This is a genomic window from Pseudomonas linyingensis (assembly GCF_900109175.1).
GTDB lineage: Bacteria > Pseudomonadota > Gammaproteobacteria > Pseudomonadales > Pseudomonadaceae > Geopseudomonas > Geopseudomonas linyingensis.
The window spans coordinates 194,289-220,536 of sequence record NZ_FNZE01000009.1; the positions used below are offsets into that span (position 1 = coordinate 194,289).

At 63.0% G+C, this 26,248-nt stretch carries 29 protein-coding genes and 2 pseudogenes; 10 read left to right on the forward strand and 21 right to left on the reverse strand.

Annotation, left to right across the window (positions count from 1 at the left end; translation table 11 throughout):
• Positions 1-17: 17 nt before the first annotated feature.
• A pseudogene (locus BMZ19_RS12935) lies at positions 18-668 on the forward strand (transposase); the annotation flags it as partial.
• A 67-nt stretch (positions 669-735) separates the two neighbouring features.
• On the opposite strand, the gene BMZ19_RS12940 reads toward BMZ19_RS12935, so the two are convergent.
• Positions 736-1,380, reverse strand: coding sequence for a class I SAM-dependent methyltransferase (locus BMZ19_RS12940; protein WP_090311502.1), 645 nt, complete (start codon positions 1,378-1,380; stop codon positions 736-738).
• A 93-nt stretch (positions 1,381-1,473) separates the two neighbouring features.
• Here BMZ19_RS12940 and BMZ19_RS12945 point away from each other — a divergent pair, with 93 nt between their 5' ends.
• From BMZ19_RS12945 to BMZ19_RS12960, 4 genes are all read left to right on the forward strand, one after another.
• A complete protein-coding gene (locus BMZ19_RS12945) occupies positions 1,474-2,136 on the forward strand; it encodes an ArsR/SmtB family transcription factor (RefSeq protein WP_090311503.1) in 663 nt (220 codons plus the stop codon).
• Positions 2,137-2,205: 69 nt separating this feature from the next.
• Entirely contained in the window at positions 2,206-2,556 is a 351-nt protein-coding gene (locus tag BMZ19_RS12950) for a DsrE/DsrF/TusD sulfur relay family protein (RefSeq protein WP_090311505.1), read from the forward strand.
• Positions 2,557-2,569: 13 nt separating this feature from the next.
• The gene (locus tag BMZ19_RS12955; protein WP_090311507.1) at positions 2,570-3,301 is read left to right on the forward strand and encodes an MBL fold metallo-hydrolase; all 732 of its coding nucleotides are present in this window, start codon (positions 2,570-2,572) and stop codon (positions 3,299-3,301) included.
• A gap of 13 nt (positions 3,302-3,314) precedes the next feature.
• Positions 3,315-4,646 (forward strand): MFS transporter, encoded by a 1,332-nt coding sequence (locus BMZ19_RS12960; RefSeq protein WP_090311508.1) that lies wholly within the window; start codon positions 3,315-3,317, stop codon positions 4,644-4,646.
• On the opposite strand, the gene BMZ19_RS12965 is transcribed toward BMZ19_RS12960, so the two are convergent.
• The 7 genes from BMZ19_RS12965 to BMZ19_RS12995 form a co-directional block, all read right to left on the reverse strand.
• On the reverse strand, positions 4,582-4,932 hold the full coding sequence (locus tag BMZ19_RS12965; RefSeq protein WP_090311510.1) for a DUF3147 family protein: 351 nt from the start codon (positions 4,930-4,932) through the stop codon (positions 4,582-4,584). The two genes, BMZ19_RS12960 and BMZ19_RS12965, sit on opposite strands and share 65 nt — an antisense overlap.
• A 96-nt stretch (positions 4,933-5,028) precedes the next feature.
• The gene (locus BMZ19_RS12970) at positions 5,029-5,694 is read right to left on the reverse strand and encodes a transmembrane anchor protein (RefSeq protein WP_090311513.1); all 666 of its coding nucleotides are present in this window, start codon (positions 5,692-5,694) and stop codon (positions 5,029-5,031) included.
• Between the two features lie 12 nt (positions 5,695-5,706).
• The gene (locus tag BMZ19_RS12975) at positions 5,707-6,441 is read right to left on the reverse strand and encodes a HupE/UreJ family protein (RefSeq protein ID WP_090311581.1); all 735 of its coding nucleotides are present in this window, start codon (positions 6,439-6,441) and stop codon (positions 5,707-5,709) included.
• 50 nt (positions 6,442-6,491) lie between these two features.
• Entirely contained in the window at positions 6,492-6,833 is a 342-nt protein-coding gene (locus tag BMZ19_RS22185; RefSeq protein WP_139214676.1) for a hypothetical protein, read from the reverse strand.
• Positions 6,834-7,023: 190 nt separating this feature from the next.
• Entirely contained in the window at positions 7,024-7,341 is a 318-nt protein-coding gene (locus BMZ19_RS12985) for a YnfA family protein (protein WP_090311518.1), read from the reverse strand.
• Entirely contained in the window at positions 7,338-8,312 is a 975-nt protein-coding gene (gene dmeF / locus BMZ19_RS12990; protein ID WP_090311519.1) for a CDF family Co(II)/Ni(II) efflux transporter DmeF, read from the reverse strand. The genes BMZ19_RS12985 and dmeF overlap by 4 nt, the downstream gene beginning before the upstream one ends.
• Before the next feature lie 8 nt (positions 8,313-8,320).
• Complete coding sequence (locus BMZ19_RS12995; protein ID WP_090311521.1) at positions 8,321-8,599, reverse strand: metal/formaldehyde-sensitive transcriptional repressor; 279 nt, start codon at positions 8,597-8,599, stop codon at positions 8,321-8,323.
• 142 nt (positions 8,600-8,741) lie between these two features.
• On the opposite strand from BMZ19_RS12995, the gene BMZ19_RS13000 reads away from it, so the two are divergent.
• From BMZ19_RS13000 to nrtS, 3 genes and pseudogenes are all read left to right on the forward strand, one after another.
• Positions 8,742-9,944: an MFS transporter gene (locus BMZ19_RS13000; protein WP_090311523.1), complete on the forward strand. Its 1,203-nt coding sequence runs from the start codon at positions 8,742-8,744 to the stop codon at positions 9,942-9,944.
• A gap of 92 nt (positions 9,945-10,036) precedes the next feature.
• Positions 10,037-10,570 (forward strand): annotated as a pseudogene (locus tag BMZ19_RS13005) (recombinase family protein); the annotation flags it as partial.
• Between the two features lie 226 nt (positions 10,571-10,796).
• Entirely contained in the window at positions 10,797-11,024 is a 228-nt protein-coding gene (nrtS, locus tag BMZ19_RS13010) for a nitrate/nitrite transporter NrtS (protein WP_090311525.1), read from the forward strand.
• Between the two features lie 7 nt (positions 11,025-11,031).
• On the opposite strand, the gene BMZ19_RS13015 is transcribed toward nrtS, so the two are convergent.
• From BMZ19_RS13015 to BMZ19_RS22410, 3 genes are all read right to left on the reverse strand, one after another.
• Positions 11,032-11,904, reverse strand: a complete 873-nt coding sequence (locus BMZ19_RS13015; protein WP_090311527.1) for a patatin-like phospholipase family protein — start codon at positions 11,902-11,904, stop codon at positions 11,032-11,034.
• A 14-nt stretch (positions 11,905-11,918) separates the two neighbouring features.
• Positions 11,919-12,707 (reverse strand): DUF547 domain-containing protein, encoded by a 789-nt coding sequence (locus BMZ19_RS13020; protein ID WP_090311529.1) that lies wholly within the window; start codon positions 12,705-12,707, stop codon positions 11,919-11,921.
• A gap of 409 nt (positions 12,708-13,116) precedes the next feature.
• Entirely contained in the window at positions 13,117-13,272 is a 156-nt protein-coding gene (locus BMZ19_RS22410) for a hypothetical protein (RefSeq protein ID WP_170847760.1), read from the reverse strand.
• Positions 13,273-13,310: 38 nt separating this feature from the next.
• Between BMZ19_RS22410 and BMZ19_RS22915 the strand changes: the two genes are divergently transcribed.
• Positions 13,311-13,388, forward strand: a complete 78-nt coding sequence (locus BMZ19_RS22915; protein ID WP_425287172.1) for a DUF2790 domain-containing protein — start codon at positions 13,311-13,313, stop codon at positions 13,386-13,388.
• Positions 13,389-13,614: 226 nt separating this feature from the next.
• On the opposite strand, the gene BMZ19_RS13030 is transcribed toward BMZ19_RS22915, so the two are convergent.
• From BMZ19_RS13030 to BMZ19_RS13040, 3 genes are read right to left on the reverse strand one after another with little or no spacing between them, the layout of a single operon-like run.
• A complete protein-coding gene (locus BMZ19_RS13030; protein ID WP_090311532.1) occupies positions 13,615-13,854 on the reverse strand; it encodes a GDCCVxC domain-containing (seleno)protein in 240 nt (79 codons plus the stop codon).
• Between the two features lie 7 nt (positions 13,855-13,861).
• Entirely contained in the window at positions 13,862-14,137 is a 276-nt protein-coding gene (merP, locus tag BMZ19_RS13035; RefSeq protein ID WP_090311534.1) for a mercury resistance system periplasmic binding protein MerP, read from the reverse strand.
• A gap of 12 nt (positions 14,138-14,149) precedes the next feature.
• Positions 14,150-14,497, reverse strand: a complete 348-nt coding sequence (locus BMZ19_RS13040; RefSeq protein WP_090311536.1) for a mercuric transporter MerT family protein — start codon at positions 14,495-14,497, stop codon at positions 14,150-14,152.
• 75 nt (positions 14,498-14,572) lie between these two features.
• On the opposite strand from BMZ19_RS13040, the gene merR reads away from it, so the two are divergent.
• Entirely contained in the window at positions 14,573-14,968 is a 396-nt protein-coding gene (merR, locus tag BMZ19_RS13045; RefSeq protein ID WP_090311539.1) for a mercury resistance transcriptional regulator MerR, read from the forward strand.
• A 356-nt stretch (positions 14,969-15,324) separates the two neighbouring features.
• On the opposite strand, the gene BMZ19_RS13050 is transcribed toward merR, so the two are convergent.
• From BMZ19_RS13050 to BMZ19_RS13075, 7 genes are all read right to left on the reverse strand, one after another.
• The gene (locus BMZ19_RS13050) at positions 15,325-15,528 is read right to left on the reverse strand and encodes a hypothetical protein (RefSeq protein ID WP_090311541.1); all 204 of its coding nucleotides are present in this window, start codon (positions 15,526-15,528) and stop codon (positions 15,325-15,327) included.
• A gap of 30 nt (positions 15,529-15,558) precedes the next feature.
• Positions 15,559-15,681 carry a hypothetical protein gene (locus BMZ19_RS22820; RefSeq protein ID WP_280142161.1) on the reverse strand — a complete coding sequence of 41 codons (123 nt, stop codon included), beginning with the start codon at positions 15,679-15,681 and terminating at the stop codon, positions 15,559-15,561.
• 121 nt (positions 15,682-15,802) lie between these two features.
• A complete protein-coding gene (locus tag BMZ19_RS22535; RefSeq protein ID WP_212633231.1) occupies positions 15,803-16,045 on the reverse strand; it encodes a hypothetical protein in 243 nt (80 codons plus the stop codon).
• Between the two features lie 79 nt (positions 16,046-16,124).
• A complete protein-coding gene (locus BMZ19_RS13060; protein WP_090311543.1) occupies positions 16,125-20,465 on the reverse strand; it encodes a PAS domain S-box protein in 4,341 nt (1,446 codons plus the stop codon).
• A 93-nt stretch (positions 20,466-20,558) separates the two neighbouring features.
• Positions 20,559-23,099, reverse strand: coding sequence for an EAL domain-containing protein (locus BMZ19_RS13065; protein WP_170847761.1), 2,541 nt, complete (start codon positions 23,097-23,099; stop codon positions 20,559-20,561).
• 542 nt (positions 23,100-23,641) lie between these two features.
• A complete protein-coding gene (locus tag BMZ19_RS13070; RefSeq protein WP_090311547.1) occupies positions 23,642-24,799 on the reverse strand; it encodes a response regulator in 1,158 nt (385 codons plus the stop codon).
• Between the two features lie 87 nt (positions 24,800-24,886).
• A partial coding sequence (locus BMZ19_RS13075) for a response regulator (RefSeq protein ID WP_139214678.1) occupies positions 24,887-26,248 on the reverse strand: 1,362 nt, incomplete at its 5' end.

Below are 26,248 nucleotides of genomic sequence, written 5' to 3' on the forward strand. Positions count from 1 at the left end.
ATCAGTGGGGGCGGCCAATGAAGCGCTTTATCCAGGGAGAGCACCGAGGGCAAAGCACGCTGCTTCCCGAGAGCCTGGATGACTACGTGGCGGACACCAATCCGGTGCGGGTGGTCGATGTTTTCGTCGATGAGCTCGATCTTGGCACGCTGGGTTTCGACGGTGTCGTCCCGGCGGAAACTGGCAGACCGGCCTACCATCCTGCCGACCTCCTGAAGATCTACATCTACGGCTATCTCAATCGCATCCAGTCCAGCCGCCGTCTCGAACGTGAGGCTCAGCGCAACGTTGAGTTGATGTGGTTGACCGGACGTTTGATGCCGGACTTCAAGACCATCGCCAACTTCCGCAAGGATAACGGCAAGGCAATCCGCGGCGTCTGTCGGCAGTTCATGGTGCTGTGCCAGCAGCTTGGCCTGTTCTCGGAAGCGCTCGTGGCCATCGATGGCAGCAAGTTCAAGGCGGTCAACAATCGCGACCGTAACTTCACCAGCGCCAAGCTTCAGCGGCGAATGGAGGAGATTGAATCCAGCATCAACCGCTACCTGACGGCACTGGATACCGCAGATCGTCAGGAACCTGCCGTGGCGCAGGTCAAAGCCGAACGCCTTCACGACAAAATCGCGACCTTGAAAACTAAGCTGCAGGAGCTCAAGGAAGTCGAGGTTTGTGGCCAGGCACTGATTGATACCAAGTCCATGACAGGGAGCTGTGTGGCGAGCTGCTCGTTGAGGCTTACGCAGCGACCTCGCCACTGACAATCAGAAAGGCGCCCCAAGGCAACCAGGCTGGCAGGATGGATTCAACCAGCCGGGCCAGGCCTGTCCCTGTGGGGATGAATACGGCTGTCTGTAGGCACACCTGTCGAACCTTCAAGGTTGCGAGTACCGGGGCGAGTTCCTGACGAGTGTGCCAGTGGGCTCCCGTATATCCGCCCGTGCCGCCATCTTGCCCCTTGCTTCTCCACAACAGGCTGTGCCGGTTGAGCAGACCCAGCACGAAGCGCGAGCGGGTCACGCGGACGATTTCTCCAATGGCCCGCGGCCAGTCGTCGATGAAGCACAGGGAGGCGAGGGCGACTGTCTGATCGAACGTGCGGTCGGCGAAGGGCAGGCAACGGCCATCGCCTGTGAGGTAAGTGATGTTCTGCGGCGAGTGTGTGCGTGCGAAATCCAGGGCGGCAGGGTCGATATCCAGGCCGGTGACCCGAAGGCCGGCGCTAGCCAGGCGGCGGGTGAACCAGCCCGTGCCGCAACCGACATCGAGCAGCGTGGAACCGGGCGTCAGGTCGAGATGGCGACGGATCCCGCGCCATTCGGTATCGCCGATCCAGCGTCCTCGCGGGCTGTCGTACCAGGCGTCGTATTCTGCGGGTGTCATCGTCCATTCCCTCTCGGTAGTGGAACCAGTATGGGGACAGCCCGCGGGTTCATGCGATTTGCCAATCAATCTAACAATCATTAGATTAAGAGAATGGAAAAGCGAATTCTCAAAGACCTGCTCTATGAACAGGTCGCCCGCATCGGCAAGGCGGTCTCCAGCCCCAAGCGTCTGGAACTGCTTGAGCTGTTGGCCCAGGGCGAAAAGACCGTCGAAGTGTTGGCTGCCGAGCTGTCGGCCGACATCAAGCTCACCAGCGCTCATCTGAAAGCGCTGCGCGAGGCCCGGTTGGTCGCCGCCCGGCGTGACGGCAAGTACATGGTCTACCGGCTGGCCGCGCCAGATGTGGCGGGACTGTGGGTCACCCTGCGCCAGGTGGCGGCGGCGCATCTGGCGGAGTTGCATCTGGCTTTGGAACAGATGGCAGCCGCCCCGGACACTCTGGCTGCAGTTGGACGTGAGGAGCTGCTTGAGCAGGCGCGCTGCGGCGAGCTGGTGGTCATCGATGTGCGGCCCGTGGACGAGTACGCGACGGCCCACCTGCCCCATGCGCGCTCGCTGCCGCTGGCCGAGCTTGAGCAGCGGCTCAACGAGCTGCCGCGCGGCCGGGAGATTCTCGCCTACTGTCGCGGGCCCTTCTGCTTGTTCGCCGATGAGGCGGTGGCGCTGTTGCAAGCCCGAGGCTACCGGGCGCGCAAACTATCCGATGGTGTCAGCGAATGGCAGGCCGCTGGCCTGCCGGTGGTCGCCGCCTGAGCGACCGTTGCCAAGGGAATCCAAGGCCGCCGATCCGCGGGCGGTCTGATCAGCACGGGAGATTGCTTCATGACCAGCACCCTGTTCATCGTCAACGACGCCCCTTACGGCAGCGAGCGCCCCTATAACGCCTTGCGCCTGGCCGGAGCCCTGGCCGCTCGTGAGGGGCAGCAGGTGCGGGTATTTCTGCTCGCCGATGCCGTGGCTTGCGCCCGCGCCGGCCAGAAGGTGCCGGAGGGCTACTACAACCTCGAACTGATGCTCAGCAAGCTGCTGCGCCACGGTGAGGTAGCCCTGTGCGGCATCTGTATGGACGCCCGCGGCATGACCGAGGCCGACCTGATCGAAGGCGCGCGGCGCTCGACCCTCGCCGAGCTGGCCGACTGGACCGCGGCGGCGGATAAGGTTCTGGTGTTCTGAAGGAGCATTGCCAATGTTTTTCAAACAACTGGCGACCCGCGAGGCGTCCCTGTCCTACTTCTTCGGCTGTGCGGGTCATGGTGTTGCGGTTGCCGTCGATGTGGTGGCCGGTGATGAAGACTGGTTCATCGAAGAGGCCGACAAGGCTGGCGTGGAAATCCGCTACGTGATCGACACCCATGTGCATGCTGATCACTACTCCGGTGGTCGGGCGCTGGCTCAGCGCGTCGACGCACCGTACTGCCTGCACGAGTCCGATCGTGACGTGGTGCGCTTTTCCTTCGAGCCGTTGCGCGATGGTCAGCGCCTTGAGCTGGGCAACGTCAAGATCGACGTCCTGCATACCCCGGGACACACGCCCGACAGCGTCTGTCTGCTGGTCACCGATGCCCGACGGGGCGAAGCGCCCTGGTTCGTGATTACCGGCGACACCCTGTTCGTCGGCGCGGTCGGCCGGCCGGATCTGGCCGGTCAGGAGGCGGAAATGGCCGGCGTGTTGTACGACAGCCTGCATGCCCGCTTGCTGTCCCTGCCCGACGATCTGGAGATCTTCCCCGGCCACCAGGCCGGCAGTACCTGCGGTGCTGGTCTGTCCGGGAAGCCATCCTCGACCATCGGCTTCGAGAAGCGCTGGAGCGTGGCCCTGGCACTGGATCGCGCATCCTTCATCGCGCAGCTGACCACCTCGATTCCACCGCGTCCGGCCGACATGGATCGCATCGTCGCCGCCAACATTGCGGCCTGAGCAGGGAAGCGGCATGGATCTTCAGCACGGCATCCGCCCCAACCTGGTGCAGTTTCTTCACCAACTGCTGCAAGTGCTGCTGGTCGGCCTGACCATCGGCATGATGCGCACCGTGGTGCCGGCGCTGGCCGAGTCCGAGTTCGGCGTGCCGAAGGACTCCTTCGTCCTGCTCAGTTCCTTCGTGGTCGCCTTCGGGGTGGTCAAGGGGGCGATGAACTTCGTCGCCGGGCGGCTTTCCGAGCGAGTCGGCCGCAAGAAGGTGCTGCTGCTGGGCTGGCTGGTCGCGCTGCCGATTCCGCCGCTGGTCTGGTATGCCCCCGACTGGAACTGGATCGTGCTGGCCACCGTGCTGCTCGGCGTCAACCAGGGGCTGACCTGGTCGATGACCCAGACCGCCAAGCTGGACATCACCCGCCTCGACGAGCGCGGCCTGACCCTGGGTCTCAACGAGTTCGCCGGCTATCTCGGCGTGGCCCTGGCAGGCATCGTGACCGCCTACCTGGCGACCTTGCTGGGCGCGCGGGTCGGGCTTCTGGTGTTCGGCCTGGCGGTAATCCTGCTGGCCCTGCTGCTGACCCAGTTGTGGGTCAGGGATACCCTGCCCTGGGCGAAGGCCGAGGCGGCCCGTCATGCGCAGGGCACCAGCGCGCAGCCCTTGCCGCGCTATCCGCGCAACGTGTCGGCGCAGCCGGGCAGCTGGGAGATCTTCGCTCTGATGTCTTGGCGAGACCGTCGGCTGGCAGCGCTCAGCCAGGCGGGCCTGGTGGAGAAGTTCGTCGATGCGCTGGTCTGGGTGTTCTACCCGCTGTTCCTCTATCGCCATGGGCTCAGCCTGCCCGAGGTCGGCTGGGTGATCGGCATCTACGGCTTCGTCTGGGGCGGCTCGCAGCTGTTCACCGGCCGGCTGTCCGATCACGTCGGCCGTTACTGGCCCAACGTGCTGGGCATGTGGATCTGCGGCGCGGGCGTGGCGATGATGCTGCTGGGCCAGGGGATCTTCTGGTGGAGCCTGTCGGCGGCGGTTTCAGGTATCGGCATGGCGCTGCTTTACCCGAACCTGTCCGCTGCCGTGGCAGACATCTCCCATCCAGCCTGGCGTGGCTCGGCCATCGGCATCTACCGCTTCTGGCGCGACCTGGGCTACGGCATCGGCGCCCTCGGCCTGGGTTTGACCGCGCATCTGAGTGGCCAGATGGAGGCGGCGTTCTGGTTCGTCGCGCTGTCGATGTTGGTTTCCGGAGCGCTGCTGGCCTGGCTTGGCGAGGAGACCCATCCGCGGCTCACAGCAGCTCGATGCCGAAGCGACGAACCGCAAGCGCAAACAGACCAAAGCAGACAACCGTGATGACTACGCAGGCCAGCAGCGTCAGCCAGAAGCCCAGGCGTGGCAGCAATGCCGGGAAGACCAGGAACATAGGCAGGGTCGGCAGTACGTACCAGAAGGTGTACCAGGCGTGATTGGCGATCTTCTCTGGAGACTGCCGTTCAACGTACAGCCAGATCAGCGTGAGGACGGTGATCAGCGGTAGCGCCGCGACGAAACCACCGAACTTGTCGCTGCGCTTGGCGACTTCCGATACCAGCACGACCATGGCAGCGGTCAATGCGTATTTGGTGATGATCCAGGTCATGGGGGCTCCAGACGAGGCAATGCCGGAGCAGGGGCCGCACGGCGCCCCCTGTTCGGGCAGATGGAAACGCCCAGCCTTGCGGGCAGGGCTGCGTTCTCAGAGAACCTGCTCAATGGTGATGTAGTCGCCTTCGGTACGCAGAGTCAGCTTCACCGTCTGGTTGCTGCGGTTGCGCCAGAACCAGCCGTGCTTGCCATCGAATGCGGCGACCAGCACGCCCTGCTGCTCGGGCGTCTGCTTGCCTTTGCCATAGCCATGGTAGAAGCCCTTGGGCGCCTTGTAGGGGTCTCCATGGGTGTCGTAGTTGAGCAGGCCGCCGTTGGCCGTCCAGAGGAAGTTCACCTTGGCGCCTTGCTTCATCTCCAGCTTGATTTCGGCCGCCTGGTTGGGCTTCAGGGTGAGATTCACCTCATGCTCCTGCAGGGCCACCGTTGGCTGCTGCGGTTCCGGGGACGGGGCAGCGGCTGCGGGGACTGGCTGGGCCGCCGTGGCGGTAGCGGGGGCCGGGACTGCCGCTACCGCAGGCCGCTGCCCGGCATGTGCGTCTTCGGCGGCGGCCTCCTCTGCCAGGGTGGCCTTCAGCTCGCCCATCTGGGTCATGCCCAGCAGGCGACCCACACCGGTCGGGTCGATGGCGTATTCCGCCGGCATGACCACGGTGACCAACAGGACGCCGGCGGTGATCAGGGCGATGACGGTGGAGCGCAGCAGCTGGGTGCTGCTCGGCAGTTCGTTGAGGTCGGGACGTTGGTTGTTGTTCATGGCGAAAATTCCTTACTGAGACACGATCAGGCCGGTGAGCTGGTAACCCATCAACAGGAAACCGGCGCTCATCATGGCGACGTTGGCGGTGTAGGCGTGGCGCCAGAAACCGGTGCTGCGCCGCCAGTAGCCCATGGCGATCAGAATGGCGCTGAGGGCCAGCAGCTGGCCGATCTCGACGCCGACGTTGAAGGCGATCAGATTGGGGATCAGGCCATCGGCGGCGATCTGGTAGTCGAGGATCTTGGTGGCCAGGCCGAAGCCGTGGATCAGGCCGAACACCAGGGTGGCCGTGCGGGTATCGAGCTGGTAGCCGAACCAGCGCTGGAAGGCGCCCAGATTGTCGAGGGCCTTGTACACCACCGAGAAGCCGATGATGGCGTCGATCACGTAGGCGCTGACGCTGATCTCCATCAGCACGCCGAGCAGCAGGGTGACCGAGTGACCGACCGCGAACAGCGTGACGTACAGGCCCACGTCCTTGAGCCGGTAGAGGAAGAAGATCACCCCGAAAAGGAACAGCAGGTGATCGTAGCCGGTGATCATGTGCTTGGCGCCCATGTATATGAACGGCAGCAGCATCACCCCCGAGCTTTCCTGGATGAAGCCCTTGTCGCCCTCGGCCACGCCGTGGGCCAGGGCTTCCGGGGCGGCCATGAACAGCAGGGCGCTGAGCACGGGCAGCAGTAACGAGCGGCGCAGGCGCGCGAAGAGCGCACCTGTCCCGCGCAGGGATAACGAATGCATGAGGTTGTCCTGGTTGTGGTGGTCCTGGGCCGCCATGAAGGCGGCCGACGTCAGAGTACGAACTGAGGGCGAGGGGGGCGTTCGATCAGAAAGACTGGATCTTCAGGAATACGATGGCGGGCGGTGCTTGGCATCTGGCCATGCTCAGCCAGGGCTTGCACCTTGATCAAAACGGTGGGATAGGGCGTCTCGTGCAGATGATCGGCGTCCAGCGGGGCGTGATCGTGTTGCAGCTGGCAGAGAACGCAGGCGCTATCGATCTGTGCATCATGCTCATACAGATGGGCATGCTGGAGGGCATGCGACGTCGCTGCCGGTTGGGAGACGTTTTTCAGCCAGGCAGCCGCGTGCCCGCCCCAAGCCATGAGCATGGTCAGGAGCAGCGCAAGCACGAGTCTGATCCTGAGGGCTTGGCTGAACATCTCGGTCTCTGAATCCTCGGAGTGGATCACCTGTCCATGATCGGATCAGGCTAGTTGAGTCTCCATCCGGCTGGAGGAGAAGTTGTTTCATGCCTTGGTAGCGGTTCCCTCGGTCGAGGGGAGAGCGGAGTGCGAGAGCATCGCCGCCGCCCCGTCTCTTCTAGCGCGGCTGAAAGGCGATGATGCCCATGCCCGCCAGGGCCACGGCGACGCCTGCCACATCCCAGACCGAAGGGCGCATGCCGTCCACCAGCCACAACCAGAGGATCGCCACGCCGATGTACACCCCGCCATAGGCGGCGTACACCCGACCGGATGCGGCATCGTGCAGGGTCAGCAGCCAGGCGAACGCGGCCAGGCTCGCCGCCGCCGGCAGCAGAAGCCAGGCCGAACCGCCCTGACGTAGCCAGAGCCACGGCAGATAGCAGCCGACGATTTCCGCAAGCGCCGTGGCCAGGTAAAGCAACAGCGTTGTCATGCGCTCGCTCCAGCGGACAGATCGCAGCAGTGATGGATCTCGATGGTCGAGTGGACGATCTCCTCGTGCACCGACAGGCGCTCGCGCACCACATCCGGCGTCAGCGTCGCATCCTGGGTCACCACCGTCATGGCGCACGAATAGACTTGCTTGCCGACCCGCCAGACGTGCAGGTCGGCGATCCGGGTTGTCCCGGCGTCACTCTCGGTTTCCACGACCTCCCGGATCTCGTCGACTACCGGGTGATCCATCTCGCGGTCGAGCAGCACCTTGCCCGTGTCGACGATCAGCCCTTTGGCCCACAGGGCGACCAGCACGGCCCCGACGATCCCCATGAGCGGGTCCAGCCAGGCCCAGCCATAGATCCAGCCGCCGAACAGGGCCGCGATGGCCAGCACCGAGGTGGCTGCATCGGCGATGACGTGCAGGTAGGCCGACTTCAGGTTGAGGTCGTGATGATGGTCATGGTGATCATGGCCGTGCGCATGCCCATGGGAGTGACCATGGTCGTGATGGTGAGCCTTGCCGAGAATCAGCGCGCACACCAGATTGACCACCAGGCCGAGGATGGCGATGACAATCGCTTCCAGGTACTGAATAGGCTGCGGCGAGACGATCCGCTCCACCGAGCCCACCACCATCATCACGGCAACGCCGAGCAGGAAGATGGCGCTGGCGAAACCGCCGAGAATCTCGATCTTCCAGGTGCCGAACGCGAAGCGCGGATCCCTGGCGTAGCGCCGGGCCGTGGCATAGGCCAGCGCGGAAAGGCCCAGCGCCACGGCATGCGAACTCATGTGCCAGCCGTCCGCCAACAGGGCCATGGAGTTGAGCCACCAGCCCGCGACGATCTCGACCAGCATGGTCACGGCGGTGATCCACATCACCACCCAGGTGCTGCGCTCGGCGACCGAGTTGCCGGTGTCAAAGACGTGGTCGTGCATCCATCTGGACAGGTTTTCTCTGGACATGACCGTTCTCACTTCAGGTAGGTGCGCAGCACGGCGATCAACTCATCGGCGCCCTGCTGGCGTTCAGCATCGCTGTCGATCGCCGGGTCGGCGATGTGCGCGCGCACGTGATCTTCGAGCACCTCCGCCATCAGGCCATTGATGGCGCCGCGCACGGCAGCTATCTGGTGCAGAATCTCGCAGCAGCCCTTTTCGGCATCGAGCGCACGCTCCAGCGCCTCGACCTGCCCCCGGATGCGGCGCACCCGCCCCAGTAACTTCGATTTCTCATGGGAGGTGTGGCTCATGCTCTATCGCTCATTATGGGGTAGGGGGGTATGGTATCAGAGGCGAAATGGAGGCGTCAGCGGAGCCAGGACAATGGATTCGAGAGACTCGCGCTGGGCGAGCCGGAAAGAATAGGGGCAGCGACCAGTAGGAGCGACCAGAATGCAGACGAGCAGCGGCGGTTCCACCCTGAAACAGATCCCGACGGGCATCTGGATTCTCGGCTTGGTCAGCATGCTGATGGATATCTCATCGGAGGTGATCCACAGCCTGCTGCCGATGTTCATGGTCACGACCCTGGGCGCAAGCGTCCTGATGGTTGGCCTGGTCGAGGGGCTGGCTGAAGCCACAGCGCTGATCGTCAAGGTGTTCTCCGGCGCGCTGAGCGACTACCTGGGCAAACGCAAGGGGCTCGCCGTTTTCGGCTACGCGCTGGGAGCGCTGACCAAGCCGCTGTTCGCCATCGCGCCAAGCGCCGGCATCGTACTTACGGCGCGACTGCTTGATCGCGTCGGCAAGGGTGTCCGGGGTGCGCCGCGCGACGCCCTAGTGGCCGATTTGACCCCGGCGCACATCCGCGGGGCGGCGTTCGGTCTGCGTCAGTCGCTCGACACCGTCGGCGCCTTCCTCGGCCCGCTGCTGGCCGTCGGCCTGATGCTGCTGTGGGCCAACGATTTCCGCGCAGTGTTCTGGGTGGCCGTCATCCCCGGCTTGGCAAGTGTCGCGCTGCTGGCCTTCGGCCTGCGCGAGCCGACACATGAGCAGACCGACAAGCGCACAAATCCGATCCGCCGCGAGAATCTGCGGCGCCTCGCCGCCCCCTACTGGTGGGTTGTCGGCATCGGGGCGGTGTTCACGCTGGCCCGCTTCAGCGAAGCCTTCCTGGTCCTGCGCGCCCAGCAGGGCGGCGTGCCGATTGCTCTGGTGCCGTTGGTGATGGTGGCGATGAACCTGGTTTACGCGCTGTCGGCCTATCCGTTCGGCAAGCTCTCCGACCGGGTGAACCATCGCAGCCTGATGGCCCTTGGGCTGACCGTGCTGCTTGCGGCCGACCTAGTACTTGCGACGAACGACCACTGGAGCGTCGTCCTCGTCGGTGTCGCCCTGTGGGGCATACACATGGGCATCACGCAGGGGCTCCTGGCGACGATGGTGGCCGATACCGCGCCCGTCGACCTGCGAGGCACGGCCTACGGCTTCTTCAATCTGGTCAGCGGTATCGCCATGCTGATCGCCAGTGTCGTCGCCGGCTCTCTGTGGGACACACAGGGGGCAGCGGTCACCTTCTACGCGGGGGCGGTTTTTTGCGTGATCGCCCTGCTTGGCCTGGCTTGGCATCCAGCGACACGGGGAGCCCGTGCTTAGCTGCAGGAGGCTGTTTGTGGTGTTACTACAGGTGTTTCTCCGAAGCACAGCAAGTCGGCTCGCTCCCGCCAGTCCTGGTCTTCGGGTCAGGTGAAATTGGTTTGCCCGACACTGGCAAGGGCTCCGGCAAGGACACCCTGCGCTCCCAGCTCGATGCCCTGCTCGACTGCGTGCGCGAGGGCGAGGGCGAGGGCGAGGGGACACCATGGTGGTGCACAGCATGGATCGCCTCGCTCGTAACCTGGATGATCTGCGTCGCCTGATACAGCAGCTCACCGGCCGCGGTGTGCGGATCGAGTTCGTGAAGGAGGGCCTGACCTTCAGCGGCGAGGATTCGCCGATGGCCAACCTACCGCTGTCGGTGATGGGGCCTTCGCCGAGTTCAAGCGCGCGCTGATACGCGAGCGGCAGCACGAGGGGCGCCCTGGCCAAGCAGCGCGGCGCCTACCAGGATCGGAAGGAAGCCCCGAGCGACGTCAGGATTGTCGAGCTGCGGCGCCCGCGAGCCAAAGTCCGCTTTGGTCCGCGAGTTCCGGATCAGCCGGGCCACTCTCACTCTAATGAGTACCTGCTCGCTGGTGGCCCCTGTCCCGTTTAACGCGACCGTATTCTCGTGTGAGGTTTAGCTGTAACGAATCCCCGTGCCAAATCTCAGATTGGCAAAGGCATGCCGTTGCTTGCGAGCCTGGAGGCGAGCCGGGGTGTACCAACGAGCGAGGGGGGAGGTGCCGACAACGCAGGCACATCCACCACCTGGGCACAGGGATGTGCCAACCAATTCGAGTTCGGCGCTGCCTCTACGGAGAAGACCGCCGCCATTCGGTATGAATCCACCTGTCCAGGAAGTCATCGATGCAATTGATCCGCATATGGGGGCAGCGCTCCGTGTTGTTTGGCGCGACCAAGGTTTCGTTGGTCGTCGGGACGCTGCTGAATCTGATCAACCAGGGCGAGGTCTTGTGGGGGGAGCAGCTCATGTCCTGGTGGCAGCTGTTCATGAACTATGCAGTCCCCTTCGGCGTGTCCAGCTACAGCGCTGCCTGCCATGAGTGGCGTAGCCTGCTGCGTGGCGGGCAATGACGCGACCTCAGGACATCACCATGTCCGCATGATGGTGTGCCTGCAGCGAATCCGGCACCCTGCTCTGCTCGAGCCCTCCCACGTCCAGCCAGAGACGGGTCTGCTCGCGAGCCCGTTGCAGAAGCTCGGCCGTCTGGCCGAAATCGAAGACCGACACGCCCAGCGGACAAAGCGGCGCGACGACATGGATGGCTGCGCGAGCGGCATACAGCTCGGTGTCGCGTACCAGCTGTCGCATGCTCATCAGGTTGAGGGTGTGCAGCGCCAAAGCCACGAGTCCTTGCGGTGGCTCTTTGCAGACGCAGCCAAAGCCGGTCGGCAACACCAGCAGACGAGTGGCCCCCAGTGCCACGGCACTGGCAATCGGGGTATTGCTGCACACCCCGCCATCGACCAGGAAGCAACCGTCGCGGGACACTGCAGGGAACACCAGCGGTATGGCGGTACTGGCCAGCAGGGCCTGCTCGGCGTCGCCTGCGGAGATCGCCACCTCTGCGCCGCTGAGCAGATCGGTGGCGATGATGTGTAGCGGTAGTTGGGCCTCCTCGATGCGGCGGATCGGCAGTGCCCGGCGGATCAGGCGCTTGAAGGCGACCGGTTGCAGCAGGTGGCCTCGCTGGTGCAGCAGGCTGCCCAGGGTGTCGGAGAGCGAGAAGGGAAACACATCCGACTGACGCAATCCGCACCAGACTTCTGCCAGTTCTGCAACACCGGCGAGGGTTGGCCGGGCGGCAAAGTATGCTCCGTTGATGGCCCCGACCGATGAGCCGACCACGAAGTCGAAGCTCAACCCCGTCTCGACCAGCGCCTGCAACATGCCGACCTGGACGACACCGAGGCTGCCGCCTCCGGCCAGGACTAACGGGGTAGTGGAGCTCATCTCGACCCTCCTGTTCAGGGCGTACCGTTCAGCGACCAGTCATAGTCGAGGTAGCCAAGGCCGACGCCCTGACGGATTCGTAGTCGATCCGCCGGGGCGTCGCTCAGCCAATCGGCCCGTGCGGCCAGATAGCGGCTGACCGATCCGGCCTGACGGGCGAAGTCCTCGCCGTACCAGTCGAAAATCTTCGAGACCCGCAGACGACTGGCTGGCCGGTCGTAGCGATTGCGCTGCCGGTCGCTGAGGAAGTGGCGCAGGCTGTCTTCCAGCTGCTCCTCCAGTTGCTCGGCGCGCAGGGCCTGCGGACGCGGAGCCGGGCAGCCGATCGAGGCGCAGTTGACCACGGAGTGGATGCGCGGCTCGTCGTACACGCCGGGCTGGCGGATCAGCCCGTGCTCCAGGTCGTCGAGGCTGAGATTCTGGCCCAGCAGTGCAATGAAGCGGCGTTTCCAAGGTGAGCCGAACAGGCCGCCGATGTCCTTGATCGAGGCAAGCGGATAGTGGTCGAGGATCAGCTGTACGGTTAAGGCGTTGTAGGCATTGATCAGGAAGGCCAGGCGCTGGTCGCGTGACCAGCCGGCGAACTCGGTGGGACCGACCGTCGACAGCTGTGCGAGATAAGCATCCAAGGACCAGCGCTCGTCAGCCAGGGCCGGGTAGTCGACCGTGCTGGCCACCCCATCGCGCACCCAGTGCACATGCCGTTCAAGCAGGCCGTTCCAAGCCGCGTGGCGGTGATCGAAGGGGGCAGCCTGAGCGATGCCGCTCAGCACCAGCAGTCCCCACAGCAATAGCACCCTCATGGGTGCCCCTCCGAGGTTGGGGGCCGGGCGGGCATCGCTCCTGCCTTGGCCCTGCCGGCGTACAGTCGCGCGAGCGTGGCGGGGGCCATGCCAAGCATGAAGCCCCTGGCCAGCAGGCGATTGCGGCAGGCGCGCGGCGGGGGCTGACCCGCAACACCAGGTCCAGGCGGCGGAAGTCGCCGTATTCCCGCAGCTCCTCGACCAGCGGGACCTCCTCGAACAGCGGCCAGGGCGCGTGCTGGCCGGCGGCGAAGTAGACGCTGCGCCGGGCGAACAGCCCCTGATCGCCATAGGGCACACCAATCTGGTTGCGCCAGGCCACTAGGCGCTCGAGCACACGCCCATGCCAACAGGGAGGACTGCAGAAGCGGAAGGCAAAATAGCCGCCTGCCGATCCTTCCGTGATGGCCTAGCGCAACGCGCTCAGCGGCTGACTGTCCAGCTCGGCGTCGGCGTGGAGAAACCAGAGAATTTCGTGCCCGGCGAGTGCCGCGCCCTGGCGCAACTGTTCGCCGCGGCACGGCGTAGCGGTCACCCAGAGCGCCCCGTGAGTCTGGCAGAGCATCTGACACCCGCAACGTGTGTGGTCCGGTGGAGGCAACCATGCACTATCGGGATAGCGCGGGAGAGCTGCGGGCGCTGGAGTACCTGATTTTGGGTGGCGGGTGTGTCGATCACTGAGAGTGCTTGGTGCCACCCGTGACAGCTTTCGATTGTGTCCCGGGAAATGCTTTCCAGCTGGACCACGTAGGGGAGGTCGGACTCAGCACTGATGATGCGAACTTCACCGTTAGGGAGGGCGGAGGGCCTCACGTGATCGCGCGTGCCACTGGCCGGTGTTTCGGTCAGTGGCGCGCAATTGCGCCCCGTAACTGGGGGAGGCCGCGCTCCCCGATTGCAGGATCTCTCACGGATGGGGGGCTGCCGAGCTGTCTTGGCTGCCACTCATGCCTTGCTGCTGGATTGGCGGACAGGGTACCGAACCGTAGGAGCAGAACACGCAGCAGTCGCCCGGTTTGGGGGGCAACAGGGTATGACAAGCAGTGCACTCGTAGTAGAACTGGCAGGCGTCCGTGGGCATGGTTTCGCGCTGGATATGTCCGCAGTGCGGGCAGGTCACCACGGATTCGAGAAAGATTTCGCTCATCGCAGTGCTACTCCTGTGTTCTGGACGGATAGCCAGCATTCGTTGTGGCGCGGGTCAGCGCTTCAAGCTTGGCCCTGTCCGGGTCGTACGTGACGGTGGCCGTCTTTTTGTCGAAATCGACCTGGACGGCGCTCACGCCGGGCACCTTTTCCAACGACTTCCTGACCGTGACAGAACACAGCGAGCAGGTCATGTTCTGCACGGTCAGCGTAACGGTTTCAGGCTGCGCGGCGAATACCGCCAGCGGCAGCGCCGCGAGGATGGCGATCAGCAAGTGGCGCATTGGAGACCTCTTTCAGTAGAACCATGGGGCCAGCCATGGCGCGGCCAACAGGCAGAGCAGTAGGGCGGTCACGATCCAGAAGATGAGCCGCTGTCGCCGTATCGTGCGCGGCTCGGCGCAGGGCGTACCCGGTGTGCAGGTCTGCTGCGCCAGGTAGAGCTTGTAGAAGGCCAGACCGAGAAACAGCAAGGTCAGGCCGATGAAGAAGGGGCGGTACGGCTCCATGCTCGTCAAACCGGCAACCCATGTACCGCCGATGCCGAGCGCGAGCAGTACCAGTGGCGCGACACAACACACCGATGCGCCAATGGCGGCCAGTGCGCCGGCGATCAGCGAGCCATAGCCAGTCAGTCTTGCCATCGTTTTACCCTTGAGCCTGTTTGCTTGAGTGTTACTCTAAATCCCGTACCTTAGTACGGAGTCAAGGGGGAGGTGATGACGGCAAAGCTGACAATCAGCAAGCTGGCGGAGGCGGCCGGAGTAAGCATCGAGACGATCCGCTACTACCAGCGTCGCAGCCTGTTGGATGAGCCGCCCAAACCATTGGGCGGTCAGCGACGCTACTCGGTGGAGCAGGCCAAGCGTGTGCGCTTCATCAAGCGGGCACAGGCCTTGGGCTTTTTGCTGGACGAGGTTGGGGCTCTGCTGACCCTGGAGACGTCGTCCTGTAGTGATACGCGAGCGCTGGCCGTACGCAAGCTCATATTGATCGAGCAGAAAATGGCAGATCTCGCGGCTATGCACCAAGCGTTGGGCAATTTGGTGCAGCAATGCGATGCCGGTGACGGTGACGCGGCCTGCCCCATCATTGACGTGCTGGAGAGAGACTGAATGGAGCTTGATTTGGGTATTCGGGAAATCCTGTTGTTGGATTCGTTCCGAATACCCGTCGCTTCCATCGTTAGTCGTGGTGCTGAAGGTACTCGCTCAGTGCCTGTCGGGTGAGATCGCTCAGGCATCATGCGATTCTATAGGCCGGGATGCCAGTTGAGCCCAGCTGCTCGAGGCCAGCGCGGCTGTAGTAGCTGGCATCGGCAGTGTAGTGTCGGGGAACGTACATTGGCCTTCGCCTCGACCGCCGGATCGAGCAGCGCCTGTTCTGCACCCGCGCCATGGGCCTGGACTTCGAGGATGATCTACGCCTTCTCGTCCACCACTGCGATACTGGTGTAGCCCTGGATCACGCCCTAGCCGGTGGACATCTTGCCCGACTCGTTGTCGGTGCGATTGAACAGGTTGACCCGTCCGTTCGCGCCCTTGCGGTCCTCCAGGTTGTCGTTCAGCCAGGCGCGCAGTTGCCGCGCATTGGCCTGCAGGTGCTTGAGCTGGCGTGCGGCGCATTGATCCTCGCTCTCCAGGATGTGGTCGCTCTGACGCTGCTGTTCGATCATTGCTTGGACAGCCTTTTCCATTTTCTCGGCTTAGAGCAAGAAGTCGGCGCGTGTGCCGCTGTGGGTCTGGCTGGCGTTGCTCGGCAGCTTCACGCCATCGATGGCGAACATCTCATGTCCATTCAGGCCCTGACGATCACAGACGGCGAGCACTTAGGCGAACAGCTTGGAGGCCAGATCACCCATCTTGGAGACGAACGCAGCCAGGGTGGTGAAGTGCAGCTGGCTGTCGCCGGATACGGCCATGAACAGCACATGCTCGCGGCAGGAAGCTTCATCTTGCGGCTGCTGACGATACCGCGGCTGAGGCGAGGAGGGCGATCTTCAGCAACACGGCTGGATCGAAGGCCGGTGCACCTTCGACATCGTTGCTGTAGCTGGTGTGGAGGCCGGAGAGATCCAGTTCGTAGTTGACCAAGTAGCACAGGGCATGCTCGAAGCTGCCGGGAAGCAAGTGCTTGTCGAAATTCATGGGGAGAAGTTTGAGTTCCTTGTGAACGGTCTTGAACCGAGGCATCGCCTCGCGCCTCTCTGCGAATGGGTGAACCGAGGCGTATCAGCCCCAACACGGGTAGGCAGCCGGTTTTTCTACAACCTCAACCGTTTTTTTCCAGAAGAAACTGTTCGATTCGCGCGACTGTGGCGGCCTGCAGGGAGGGGAATTCGGCGATGCCGCGAGCAAGTGAGGTGTCGTCGCCATCCTTGGTGGCCTGCTCGAGTGCTGCGCACAGCTGCCCCAACCGCGCGGCGCCCACGGCGCGGGACGATGACTTGAGGCGGTGGACAAGGGCGCCGATTGCGTCGAGGTCGTTGCCTGCGAAGTGCTCCTGCAATTGTGGCGTCAGGTTGCTCAGTGCCTCGCTATAGTCGCCGAGGATTTCACGGATCATCTGCGGTGTGTCGCCGACCAGTGTGGTCAGTGCGTTCGGATCGAGCAGGAGCGCTTCCTTGGGGGAGTCTGCCGCTGACGGTGTGTTCCGCTCGGAGAGCGCTTTCCGATGCAGCCAGCGGAACAGGGCGTCCTCAAGATCGTTCAAGAGAATGGGTTTGGTCAGGTAGTCGTCCATGCCGGCGGCACGGGCCCGTGCGGCCTCGTCGCGCAGCGCGTTGGCGGTCAGCGCCAGGATGGGGATGTGGCGATCGGGACCCTCCTCGCGGCGGATGCACGCGGCCAGCTGATAGCCATCCATTTCCGGCATGTGCAGGTCGCTGAGCACCAGGTCGTAGCCGCCGAGGCGCCACATGGCCAAGGCTTCGACGCCATGGCAGGCCATCTCGAAGCGGTAGCCGAGCAGGGTGAGTTGCTGCTGGATGACCTTGCGGTTCACGGTCTCGTCCTCAACCACCAGGATTCGCCGGCTGGCTGCAATATCGGTCGGCATAGCCGATTCGCGCATCGGTACCCGTCCGCGGTCGCTCCCTGACGGGGCGTCGATGGCTATCAAGGGCAGGGTGATGGTGAAGATACTGCCGCTGCCCGGGGTGCTGGCGACTGTGATTTCGCCGTCCATCAGCGTCGCCAGACGCTTGCAAATGGCCAGGCCGAGGCCGCTGCCGCCGAAGCGGCGGGTGGTCGAGGACTCCGCCTGGGTGAAGGGGCTGAAAAGGCTGGCCTTATGCTCGGGGGCGATGCCGATGCCGTTGTCCTCCACGGCGATGGCCACGCGCAGCGGATCGCTGCCGGCGAGGCAGGCGCGCACCACAACTTGGCCGAGGCGTTCGCTGCGTCCACCGGAGAACTTGATGGCATTGCCGATCAGGTTGTAGAGGATCTGCCGCAGGCGTATGGCATCGGAGCGGACCCAGCGCGGTATCTCGGGGGCGATGTCCTGCTCCAGGGTGACGCCGCGCGAGCTGGCTAGCGGCCCGAGGGTGCCGCATAGGCTTTCGATTAGCTCGACCAGAGGTACGGGGGCTTGCTCGATCTCCAGCCTGCCGGCCTCGATCTTGGAGAAGTCGAGGATATCGTCGATCACGGCGAGCAGGGTGTTCGCCGAATCGCGGATGGTCATCACCAGGTCGGCCTGATGCGGAGGCAGACGATCTCGGCTTAGCACGTCGATCAGGCCGATCACGCCGTTCATTGGTGTGCGTATCTCGTGGCTCATGGCGGCGAGAAAGGCCGACTTGGCGCGACTGGCCTGTTCGGCATCCTTACGCGCCTGGGTCAGACTGGCGATCAATACCTTACGCTCGCGGATGCCGCGCAGCGTGCCGACGAAGAAGTGCTCACCATGCACATGGTATTCGGAGACGCTGATTTCCAGATCGACCGCATGTCCATCCTTGTGCCGACCGGTTACCTCCCGGGTGAGGCCTGTGACGTGCCGCTCACCGCTTTGCCGATAGCGCGCGATTGCATGAGCGATACCATCGTCATGACTTTCGCTCAGCTGGGGCGGCATCAGCATGGAGACGTTGCGACCGATCAATTCGGCCGGCGTATAGCCGAACAGCGGCTCGATGCTCGGATTGACGCTTTGCACAATGCCACGGCTGTCGATGGTGACCACGCACTCGAGCAGGTGGTCGAGCACGGCGCGGATCTCTTCTTCCTTGGCCTGCAGGTCGGTGAGTGCCCGGCTGCGTTCAGCGACCCTCTGCTGTAGCTGGGCATTCAGCTCGCCGAGTTGTTCGGCATGGCGGTGCTGTGTGGTGGTGTCATGAGCGGTGAGGAACATCAGACCGCCAGGTTGCGGCACGGCTTTCCATGCCAGCCAGCGCCAGGAGGCGCCCTTGCAGCGGTAGCGGTTCTCGAAGCCGATGGCTTTTTCCCCCTGCCCCAGTCGTGCGATTTCCGCCTGAGTAGCCTCAACGTCGTCGGGGTGTACGAAATCGATCAGCGGGCGACTGAGGAACTCCTCTTCGCTCCAGCCCAGAGTACGGGTGAAAGCAGGGTTTATGGTCTGGAAATAGCCGTCGTTGCCAACAATGCACAGCAGGTCGAGAGAGAGCGAGAAGATGCGGTCGCGCTGCTCTTCGGCATGGATGCGGGCACTGATGTCATTGAGTAGAAGGAGCGAGCCGGGGCGCCCCTCGTATTGGTAGGCCGCCGAGGTGATCTCCACCCAAGAGGAGGAGCCATCCAGGCGGAGGTACCGCAGCACAGCGGCATCCCGGATCGGCTCTCCCGCTGCGCGCCGAGTCAGACGGTCGAGGATGATCCCGTGGCTGTTCGGATGAATGAAGTCGAGGAGCGGGCGCTCCAGTATTTCCTCCTCCGAACGGGCGCCGAACATCGTCAGGGCGCTCGCATTGACGAAGGCACAGCGCCCCTCGCACTGCACGAGAATGCCGAAGGGCGACAGCTCGATAAGGCGGCGGTAGCGCTCTTCGCTGGAATGCAGCTGCGCCGTTCGTTCATTCACCTGGCGGGTAACGGTCACCTGCCGTCCGGCGCCACCAAGAGTGGCGAACACCGCGAGAAATGCGGTGGCCATGGAGAACCCGAGGAACAAGCGTTCCTCCTGGGTCGATCCTGGCTGGCGGAGCGGGCCATGGGAGGCCATCTCCAGCCGCCAGATACGGCCCTCGATCTGAAGGTCGCGATGCCAGGTTGGTTCGGCACCAGCGGGCAGCCGGTCGATGAAGACATGCTGCGAGGTTCCCGGAGTGATGTCCGCAATACGCACGCCGAAGTCGTTGTTCCTGGCCTTGGCCAGCAGCGGAGCGAACAGTTTTTCGATATCGATCACCCCTACCACATAGCCGTTCAGCTCTTCTTCCAGTTGGCCCTGGGTAAATCGCCAGACAGGAATGAAGACCAGGGTGGCTTGACGTTCGCTGCGCACCAAGTGGATCGGTTCGGAAGTGATGGCCCGGCCATGGTAGCGGGCGAGCTCCATGGCTTGGCGCCGCGACTTTTCAAAGGCATGGTCGAGCCCCACGGCCGTGCCGCCAGAGGCCGATGGCTCAGTGAACACAATGGGGTAGTACTCCGGACGCTCGGCTGCCGCCTGCAACTGTCTGTGCTCGTCCAATTCGCTGATACGAAAGCCGGCAAAGCCAGCAGCAGCCATGCTGGCTTCGAATGCGCCACGTTGGACCTGAGTAACGCGCGGCGCCCAGTCTACCGACAGCAGAGCCGCACGATTGACAAAGTGTTGCGAGTACTCGTGGAACGCCTCTCGGCTGACGTCCTTGCTGACTACCAGGAAGTGCGCGAGTCCTTCCAGCGGCAACAGTGTTTCGGCGATCTCCTGGGCCACATCGTCGCCGATTGCCTCCATAACCCGATGCGCCTCGTTTCCGGCGCGCAGATCCTCCAGTTGTGCCAAACCGATATGGCCTGTCGTCAACAGGGCCGAAGTGACGATTAGGGGCATCGCAAAGCGGTAGCTGCTCCCATCGGCCAGCCGGAAGGGATGCTTACCCGGCCACAGCAGCCGGATCAGCGGCGCGAATAGCAACACCCCCAACGAGTCGCCGACCCACCAGAGCAGCCATTCGCTGAAAAGGTTCTCGCTGGCGATCCGACCACCAGCAACCAGGACGACTGTACCAAGAGTGGGGGCCACCAGGCAGGTCAAGGGGCCGACGGACACTAGCGACAAAGCCAGACCGAAGTCGCGGGAAAATGGCCAGGAGCCTTGCAGGTAGAGTCTCGCCAGCCACGCGCCCAGCAATGCCTGGGTGGTCGCCGCGCTGGTGGTCAAGAGGCCCAGGCCGGCACCCGATAGCGTCGGCTCAAGCCATATCTCGATCAGCAGGCCGCCCAGCCAGAGGCCTGGCCAACAGGTCTGCCCCCATGCCAGCAGTACAGCCACTGCCATTCCTGCCGCCGGCCATACCGGAACAGCGTAGCCCGTGGATTGGGCCAGAAGGATGCCCAGCATGCCGGCCAGAACGTATAGTCCAGCTGCGCGCAGATTCACTTTCGCCAACATCACCCCAGTGGTGAGGAGCAGCGGACGGGACAGCATTTTTTTATTGCACATGGTCTGCTACGTGTATGAGGAAGTTGTCTGGTTGGGCAATGGGCGCAGTGGCAGGGCCCCACTGGAGGGATCTTGCCCTATATTTTCACGTTACTAGAGATTTGTGACAGCGCCTTCCGGGCATGATGGCCGCTGCAGGGCTGACCGGGGCAGCCCCTCATTAATGAGATCGAAGAAGGCATCCGCCGATACTGCAGGGCTGAAAAAATATCCCTGCCCTTGGTCGCAGCCACTGCTGCGCAGAAACTCGAGCTGTTCTGCCGTTTCGATACCTTCGGCTACAACCCTCAGGCCTATATTGTGTGCCAGAGTGATGATCGCCTGTGTCAGGGTTCGGGCATTCGGTCGCTTGTCGAGATCGCTGGTGAAGGACCTATCGAGCTTGAGGTTGTCGAATGGCAGTCGCATAAGGTAGCCAAGCGAGGAGTAGCCTGTACCGAAGTCGTCCAGGGAGAGGCCGACGCCAATTTTCCTGATTCCAGAAAGAATCTCTACAACCTCTTCAAGGTCATGGGCCAGTACGCTCTCGGTCAGTTCAATGTCCAGATATTGACCACTTAGGCCGGTATTTTCCAATATGCGGCCGATCATTGCGGAGAGGTCGCCGCCACGTAACTGTCTTGCCGACAGATTCACGGATATCGTGAGCTCGGAAAGCCCTGCCCTGTGCCAGGTCGCGTTTTGCGCACAGGCGGTGTGTATGACCCACTCTCCTATCTGGTTTATCAGCCCGGTCTCCTCCGCCAGCGGAATGAATTCGGCCGGAGAAATATTTCCAAGCCGGGGATGCTGCCAGCGCAGCAAGGCCTCTGCTCCTACGATACGCCCGCTTTCCAGCTCCAATTGGGGCTGGTACACCAACGTCATCTCTTTGTGATTGAGCGCATGATGCAATTCGTCTAGCAGTTCCATGTGGCGCCGGTTTTTACTGTCCATGTCTGCAGAGTAGTATTTGTATGCATTACCCTCTTCGCGTTTGGCTTGGTACATCGCTAGGTCGGCGCTTTTGAGAAGATCCTGTCCCTGGCCATCCTGCGGGTACAGGCTGATACCTATGCTGGCCCCGACGTGAACCTCTCTGGTTTCGATGTTCACGACCGTGGTCAGTGCCCGGATAATTCTCTGTGCGACGTGGGCAGCCTCCTCGGGCGTGGCCAAGTCCGAAAGAAGCACGACGAACTCGTCTCCGCCAAGTCGCGCGACCGTATCGGTTCCCCTGATGAGTTTCTGCAGCCGCCTGCCCACAGCTCGTAGCAGTTCATCTCCGGCGTGATGTCCCAGGCTGTCATTTATGACCTTGAATTTGTTGAGATCAAGCAAGAGTACTGCCGCCATCGCTCCCGTACGTTGGGTCCTGATAGTTGCCAGGTCGAGTCGCTCGAGAAACAGCTTGCGGTTGGCAAGTCCGGTAAGTTCGTCGTGCGTCGCTTGGTATTGCAGGCGTTCTATATATTCAAGCTGCTGTTGGCGTTGCTTGTCGTGACGTTCGGTTACGTCCAGCATGACGCCTATCACCGCGGGGCAGCCATTGATCGCCATGGCAGATCCGTAGATTTCCAGGTTCACGAGGGCACCATTCGATTTTCTCCCGCGCACCTCGTAAATGGCAGTACTCGCTTCGCCGCTCAAGCGTTTGCTTATCTGTTCCTGTGCAATTTCGAGATCTTCTTCGTTGATCAGGTCAAGCAGGTTAATTGACTCAGTGAATCGCTCGCGATTGTATCCGAACATTTCCGCCATGCGTTGGTTGGCGAATAAGAACCTGCCGTTCTGAGCGATATAAACGCCAGCGATCGAGTTCTCGGCAAGCCCTTTGAACATGCTGGAGGAGTGCTGCAGTGCAGTATTGTCGAGCTGGTTCTGGTGCATCAGGTCGGCAATCGTCTGCGACGCGAAATTGAAGGCGGAGGCGAGCTCGCTAATCTCGTCGCCCGATCTCACCCGCATCCGGGTGGAATAATTCCCATGCGCCAACTCCCGATGGCGACGTGTCAGCTCATGCAAGGGCTCGAGGACGCGCCAGCGAACGAACCAGACCAGCAGCAAGAAAATTACCAGCTCGGAAATGAACAGAGAAATCACCTGCTTCTGGATACTGGCATTGGTCCGCTGTGCCTCCAAGGTGATGGCCGACACTAGCGTCTCTGCACTAGCCAGCAATAGGTCAGTTTTTGAAGATATCCTTTCGATCGGCATCGCGGCTGCCATGCCTTGCGTATTTTCGAGTGCAGGGCTGTTGCGGTATTTCTGCCAGTCGTTGTGCAGCGCAAAGACCAGCGGTTGCATTGCCGGCGGTAGTCGCTGAATGCTGAGCCCCAGAGCATCGCCACCGTACTTGAGCACGTTGAGAGCGCTCTCGTAAGCGGCTTGAGCCGACGTGAGACTGTCGCTGCTCCGCACCTGATACCATGAAGCCAGTTCCTCGAAGGCGATTTTCTGGCTCAGCATGCGCAGCTTGCCCGCAAGGTTGACGACTTCCGCCACGCCCGAGAGGCGGGCGAGAAAGTTATGTACTATCACGACGTTGCCGGCGGCCATCATGGCCAGAACGATCAAAATGATGGCGAATTTCCACTGGAGGCTGAATCTCTGGGGATTCGAGCGTATGCAAAGCGGCGAATGGTAAATACTCATGCATGCGGACCTCTGGGCCGGTGAACATCGAGGATGAACAATCATTCAGGGGTGGCGATGCTCACTTTTGAGACATGGCTGACCCGGGTGCAGCTTCCATGTGCAGTAATGGTGCGTCGAGTGGCCAACTCCCTCATGGTCTGCCCAACCAGTTTGGGTGCTTTAGGTACCCACCATGGTGTGGGCATTGCTCCCCATGGTTTTGTTATGAGTCGTCTGGTGACCTCGCTCATCCAAACTCGACACAATCAACGAATCGCGCAGCTCACGGGAAGTAGGGGCTATGCGCATTCTGGCCCCCAAAAACCAAAAGGCGTCCGCACCGCCGCCGCCAGCAAGGAGCAGGGGCAGTAGTGGAGACGCCTTTGTCGAGGGAAGCATGGCCCGCCATTGGACCTTGGATTGCAATAAGCAAAGACTATGCCATTGCGGTATTCGAACGGGTCTTCTCCTCAGAGGGTGAAGGCATCGTAAGCGCCGAGACTCCCCAAAGGACAAGCGGTGCAGCGCCAGTGCTTGTGTGTCTCGAATGGATCAGCAGTTCATAGCAAGCGCGTGATCTTGGCCAGCAGCGTGGCGCGGTCGAAGGGCTTGGCGATGAAGTCGTTGGCTCCGCTCTTGAGGCTTTCCACCACGACCGCACCCTCGCTCTTGCCGGTCAGCATGATGAACGGGGTCTTTTCAAGGGACGGCATCAGGCGGAAGCGCCGCAGGGCTTCCAGCCCATTCACGCCCGGCATCACGATATCCAGCAGTACCAGGTCGGGTGCGTTGTTGCGCAGCATGCGCAGCGCCTCGGTGGCGTCCCTGGCGATGCTTAGATCGTAATCCCGGGCATCCAACTGATGCGCAACGATCTTGTGCACGAACTCGTCGTCGTCGACCAGCAGGATGCGCGGACGCATCTCCCCGGCCAGTGCGCCGAGGGCGCGCACCGACTCGATGTGCGGGCTGTAGTCGTGCTGCAGTTGCGCCGCCCACTGGTGTACCGGCTGCATGGCGGTGCTCACGTTCTGGAAGGGTTGGTGCAGTGCGGCCTGCTTGAGACGCACGATCTCTTCCTGCAGATGGCGCAGGGCCTGGGGGGCGTTGTGGGCATAACTGCCGGCGCGGTGGTGCAGATGGTCGAAGGCGCTGCCGATGTCCTGCTCGGCCTTGTTCACCGCACGATCCACCGTGGCGAGGCGCAGGCTGCCTTCGGCCACGTGCTGCTTGAGCAGTTCCTCGAGCTCGGCGATGCGTCGTGCCTGTTGGGCGAATTCGCCGAGGGCTGGCGCGGTGCGCTTGAGTGCGCGCTGCTCGCGCAGGGCGTTGTGCACCGACATGCGCAGGCGCGGCGCGTCATGGGTCATCGGCCAGAACATGATGTAGTCGTCGAAGACCTCGCGCCGGCAAAGCGCATAGGCATCATGCACACCCTGCTTGCTGCATAGCACCACTGTACGATGCGGTTGCAGGTGGATCTTCGCGCTCTGTCGATACAGCTCCAGGTAGAACTGTTCGGAGCGTTTCAGGCTTTTGAAGGCCAACACCAGCACGCCCGGAAGGTGCTCGTCGAAGGCGGCGATCCGGGAGTCCTCGTCGAGGGCCATGATCAGGTGCTCGAACTCGAGCTGCAGCTGGTTGTGGATGATAGTCGCGTCGGCCTTGTCGTCGGTGGCGACCATGATGGTGACGGGGAGCTTCTTGTCGGTGGTCATGTTCCGGGCACTCCACGGAAATTCAGTGGGGCGGTCGGCGAACGCGGGAGGCCCGCGCCCGGCGATCCGCCGAAAGGTGGTTGGCGGTCATGCCAGCATGCCGTCGATACACTGCTCGACCGCCTGCAGTTCGCGTTCCAGCTGGTCGAACAGTGGTTGCAGCAGGGCGGTGTCGCGGGGCTGGTCGCCGGATCCCTCCAGGCGGGCGCACAGCTCGCCCATGGACATGGCTCCGACGGCGCGCGAGTTGGACTTGAGGGAATGGGCGAGGCTAACCACGCTCGCGCAATCCTCGGCGTGCAGTGCCGTGCGCAGTTGTGCGACTGCCCGGTTGGCGGTGTTGCGAAATTCGCCGAGAAAGTCGGCGAGCACCGCCGGCTCGTCGCCGACCACGGTCTTGAGCACTTCGATATCGACCGCTGTCTTGCTGGCGGCAGTGGGGGCGGCTGGCTCGTGCGAGGTGGGCTTTGGGCTCAGCCATTTCTCCAGCATGGCCTGCAGATCGTCGAGCCGGGCCGGCTTGCACAGGTAGTCATCCATGCCGGCTTCCAGGCAGCGCTGGTTTATGCCTTTCTGCGAATTAGCGGTGAGCGCCACTATGGGCAGGTGCCGGCTGCCGTTCTCGGCGGCGCGGATCGCGGCGGCCAACTGGTAGCCGTCCATTTCCGGCATGTGCAGGTCGGTCAGCAGCAACGCATAGCCACCCTTGCGCCATAGTTCCAGCGCTTCCAGGCCGTTGGTCGAGACATCCGCAGTCAGTCCGAGCAGGGCCAGTTGGTGCAGCAGCACCTTCTGATTGGTTGGGTTGTCCTCTGCCACCAAGATCAGTTGCCCCCGCCGCTGCGCCACTTCCGACGACGGCGGGCTGGTCTTGCGCATGCGTGCGGTTCCCTTGCCGGTGTTGCCGGAGACGCTCTGGCCCAGGGCCAAGCGCGCGGTTTCGATCAGGGTGCGCCGACTCAGGACGTTGCCGTCGATGCGCACCAGATGACGAGTTTCCACCCGCGGGCGTCGACGTGCGCCGCGGCCGATGCACAGGAAGCGCAGCTCGGGGAGGCGCCAGGCTCGGGCGGCCTCGCGCAGCTGCGTGGAGTCCAGCTTGCTCCGGCCCTCATCCACGAGGCACAGCTGTGGCCGTTCGGTGAGTCGGGCTGTCAGGGGGGCATGGAGATCGGCAAGCGTAACGATGCTGGCGCCGGCGTCGATCAGGTACTGAGTGAGATCGGCAAGCAACCCGGTCTGCGCGCCAACCACCAGGCAGCAGACCTCGGCCAGCGCCGCTGGCGTGGCCGGAGGGGCGCCGTGTACGCGCTGCAGCGGCAGCTGGACGCGGAACAGCGCACCGGCGCCCGGTTGGCTTTCCACCTCGATGCGGCCGTCCATGAGCTGGATCAACTGCTGGCAGATGGCCAGGCCCAGGCCTGTGCCGCCGAAATGGCGGGTGGTCGA

Bases quoted from the DNA above. Each gene is read 5' to 3' on its own strand.
- BMZ19_RS13060 (WP_090311543.1), bottom strand. From the start codon at position 20,465: ATGTGCAATAAAAAAATGCTGTCCCGTCCGCTGCTCCTCACCACTGGG.
- BMZ19_RS12950 (WP_090311505.1), top strand. From the start codon at position 2,206: ATGACCAGCACCCTGTTCATCGTCAACGACGCCCCTTACGGCAGCGAG.
- BMZ19_RS12960 (WP_090311508.1), top strand. From the start codon at position 3,315: ATGGATCTTCAGCACGGCATCCGCCCCAACCTGGTGCAGTTTCTTCAC.
- BMZ19_RS12965 (WP_090311510.1), bottom strand. From the start codon at position 4,932: ATGACCTGGATCATCACCAAATACGCATTGACCGCTGCCATGGTCGTG.
- merP (WP_090311534.1), bottom strand. From the start codon at position 14,137: ATGCGCCACTTGCTGATCGCCATCCTCGCGGCGCTGCCGCTGGCGGTA.
- BMZ19_RS12985 (WP_090311518.1), bottom strand. From the start codon at position 7,341: ATGACAACGCTGTTGCTTTACCTGGCCACGGCGCTTGCGGAAATCGTC.
- BMZ19_RS13020 (WP_090311529.1), bottom strand. From the start codon at position 12,707: ATGAGGGTGCTATTGCTGTGGGGACTGCTGGTGCTGAGCGGCATCGCT.
- BMZ19_RS22535 (WP_212633231.1), bottom strand. From the start codon at position 16,045: ATGCCTCGGTTCAAGACCGTTCACAAGGAACTCAAACTTCTCCCCATG.
- BMZ19_RS12970 (WP_090311513.1), bottom strand. From the start codon at position 5,694: ATGAACAACAACCAACGTCCCGACCTCAACGAACTGCCGAGCAGCACC.
- BMZ19_RS22410 (WP_170847760.1), bottom strand. From the start codon at position 13,272: ATGCTCTGCCAGACTCACGGGGCGCTCTGGGTGACCGCTACGCCGTGC.
- BMZ19_RS12955 (WP_090311507.1), top strand. From the start codon at position 2,570: ATGTTTTTCAAACAACTGGCGACCCGCGAGGCGTCCCTGTCCTACTTC.
- BMZ19_RS22915 (WP_425287172.1), top strand. From the start codon at position 13,311: ATGCACTATCGGGATAGCGCGGGAGAGCTGCGGGCGCTGGAGTACCTG.
- dmeF (WP_090311519.1), bottom strand. From the start codon at position 8,312: ATGTCCAGAGAAAACCTGTCCAGATGGATGCACGACCACGTCTTTGAC.
- nrtS (WP_090311525.1), top strand. From the start codon at position 10,797: ATGCAATTGATCCGCATATGGGGGCAGCGCTCCGTGTTGTTTGGCGCG.
- BMZ19_RS12945 (WP_090311503.1), top strand. From the start codon at position 1,474: ATGGAAAAGCGAATTCTCAAAGACCTGCTCTATGAACAGGTCGCCCGC.
- BMZ19_RS12975 (WP_090311581.1), bottom strand. From the start codon at position 6,441: ATGCATTCGTTATCCCTGCGCGGGACAGGTGCGCTCTTCGCGCGCCTG.
- BMZ19_RS12995 (WP_090311521.1), bottom strand. From the start codon at position 8,599: ATGAGCCACACCTCCCATGAGAAATCGAAGTTACTGGGGCGGGTGCGC.
- BMZ19_RS13040 (WP_090311536.1), bottom strand. From the start codon at position 14,497: ATGGCAAGACTGACTGGCTATGGCTCGCTGATCGCCGGCGCACTGGCC.
- BMZ19_RS13050 (WP_090311541.1), bottom strand. From the start codon at position 15,528: ATGATCGAACAGCAGCGTCAGAGCGACCACATCCTGGAGAGCGAGGAT.
- merR (WP_090311539.1), top strand. From the start codon at position 14,573: ATGACGGCAAAGCTGACAATCAGCAAGCTGGCGGAGGCGGCCGGAGTA.
- BMZ19_RS13070 (WP_090311547.1), bottom strand. From the start codon at position 24,799: ATGACCACCGACAAGAAGCTCCCCGTCACCATCATGGTCGCCACCGAC.
- BMZ19_RS12940 (WP_090311502.1), bottom strand. From the start codon at position 1,380: ATGACACCCGCAGAATACGACGCCTGGTACGACAGCCCGCGAGGACGC.
- BMZ19_RS13015 (WP_090311527.1), bottom strand. From the start codon at position 11,904: ATGAGCTCCACTACCCCGTTAGTCCTGGCCGGAGGCGGCAGCCTCGGT.
- BMZ19_RS13065 (WP_170847761.1), bottom strand. From the start codon at position 23,099: ATGAGTATTTACCATTCGCCGCTTTGCATACGCTCGAATCCCCAGAGA.
- BMZ19_RS13000 (WP_090311523.1), top strand. From the start codon at position 8,742: ATGCAGACGAGCAGCGGCGGTTCCACCCTGAAACAGATCCCGACGGGC.
- BMZ19_RS13030 (WP_090311532.1), bottom strand. From the start codon at position 13,854: ATGAGCGAAATCTTTCTCGAATCCGTGGTGACCTGCCCGCACTGCGGA.